At 74.8% G+C, this 1803-nt stretch carries 4 protein-coding genes; 3 read left to right on the forward strand and 1 reads right to left on the reverse strand.

Annotation, left to right across the window (positions count from 1 at the left end):
* Positions 1–78: NAD(P)-binding domain-containing protein (locus H5J33_RS33875; protein WP_181798505.1), on the reverse strand; the 78-nt coding region annotated here is incomplete at its 3' end.
* A gap of 119 nt (positions 79–197) precedes the next feature.
* On the opposite strand from H5J33_RS33875, the gene H5J33_RS33880 reads away from it, so the two are divergent.
* The 3 genes from H5J33_RS33880 to H5J33_RS33890 form a co-directional block, all read left to right on the forward strand.
* A complete protein-coding gene (locus tag H5J33_RS33880; protein WP_181798503.1) occupies positions 198–788 on the forward strand; it encodes a TetR/AcrR family transcriptional regulator in 591 nt (196 codons plus the stop codon).
* A gap of 134 nt (positions 789–922) precedes the next feature.
* Complete coding sequence (locus H5J33_RS33885) at positions 923–1495, forward strand: helix-turn-helix domain-containing protein (protein ID WP_181798504.1); 573 nt, start codon at positions 923–925, stop codon at positions 1493–1495.
* Between the two features lie 22 nt (positions 1496–1517).
* On the forward strand, positions 1518–1803 hold a 286-nt coding region (locus tag H5J33_RS33890), incomplete at its 3' end, for a helical backbone metal receptor (protein ID WP_309485558.1).

Raw genomic sequence — 1803 nt, forward strand, 5'->3', positions numbered from 1 at the left:
CAGCGGGATGCCGGCGCGCGCCAGGCGCAGGGCCATGGGGCCGCCCATCACCCCGAGACCGATGAATCCGACGTTCATGACCGGGCCGCCCTCCGCGCCGCGCGCCGCTTATGACAGCGGTCATAGTAGCGCCGGTTATGACGGCGGTCATAGGCTGACGGCGGAGGAAGCCGAGGGGGAGGAAGCGGAGGCGACGCATGACCGAGACGCGGCCCGGACCGCGGGAGCGGATGGTCTTCAGCGCGGCCCAGCTCATCCGGCGGCACGGGGTCGCCGGGACCGGTATGCGCGAGGTCGCCGCGCACGCCGACGCTCCGCGCGGCTCCCTCGGGCACTACTTCCCGGGCGGCAAGGAACAGCTGGTCAACGAGGCGGTCGAGTGGGCCGGGAGGTACGCGGGCAAGCGGATCGCCCGCTTCCTCGCCGGGCTGGACGGGCCGACACCGAGCGGACTGTTCGCGGCGATGGCCGCGCAGTGGACCGACGAGTACGCGGCGGACGGCTTCGCTGCGGGCTGCCCGGTCGCCGCCGCCACGGTCGACTGCGCCACCTCGGCCGAGGCGACCCGCCGGGCGGCCGCCGCCGCGTTCACGGCCTGGCGCGCGCCGCTCGCCGCGGCCCTGACCGACCTCGGCGTGCCCGCCGGCCGTGCCGAGCCGCTGGCCACCCTCATGATCAGCACCCTGGAGGGCGCGATCCTGCTGGCCCGGGCCGAACAGGACACCGGCCCCCTCACCACCGCCGTACGGGAACTGGGCCCCCTGCTGGACGCCGCCGCACGCTCCTGACCACACCGTCCTGCCGCGCGCACGTGAAACGGTTTGCCGAACATGCGTAGGGTGCAGAGAAGTCATCAGAAGAGGGGCGCCCCGTAACGGGCACCCGGACAGCGGTACGACGAGTGAGGGAGGGAGCCGGAGCGATGGGCGACCACAAAGAGCAGCAGCCCGTGCGGGTGGGCGCGGCCGTCCGGCGGCGCCGCCGTGCGCTGGAACTGACCCTCGCCGTCGTGGCCGAGCGCAGCGGCCTGTCGGTGCCCTTCCTCAGCCAGGTGGAGAACGACCGGGCCCGCCCGAGCAGCACCTCCCTGGAGAAGCTGGCCGACGCCCTGCGCACCACGGCCGTCGAACTCCTCGCCGCCGCCGACCCGGCGGCCAGCGTGGACGTGGTGCGCGCCGAGCCGGTCGCCGAGGGCGACTTCGACCCGCGCACCCGCGCCCTGGTGCGCGGCCACCACCAGCTGCACGCCTCCGAGTTCACCGGCGACCACGACGCCGGCCGCGAGCTCCAGCACCGCAACGACGAGCTGATGTACGTCGCCGACGGCGCGGTGGAGATCGAGGCGGAGGGCCGCGCCTACCGCCTCGGCCGGGGCGACACCCTGTATCTGACCGGCGGTGTCCGGCACCGCTGGCGGGCCACGGTCCCGGACACCCGGATCATCGTGGTGGCGGTCGCCGAGCACATCGAGGCCGTCCAGACCAGATCCCGCTGAGCGGCGGGCGGAAGGCGGCGCCGTGACGCGGGTGGTCTCGCTGGTCCCGTCCCTGACCGAGGCCGTCGCGGTGACGCTGCCCGGCGCCCTCGTGGGCGCCACCGACTGGTGCACCCACCCGGCCGGCCTGGACGCCACCCGGATCGGCGGCACGAAGAACCCCCGGGTGGACCGGATCGTCTCCCTCGCGCCGGACCTGGTGATCGCCAACGAGGAGGAGAACCGCGCCGCCGACCTCGACGCCCTGCGCGCGGCCGGCCTCGAGGTCCTGGTCACCGAGGTGCGGAGGGTGCCGCAGGCCTTCACCG

It is taken from the genome of Streptomyces sp. WELS2, assembly GCF_013870595.1.
Lineage (GTDB): Bacteria > Actinomycetota > Actinomycetes > Streptomycetales > Streptomycetaceae > Streptomyces.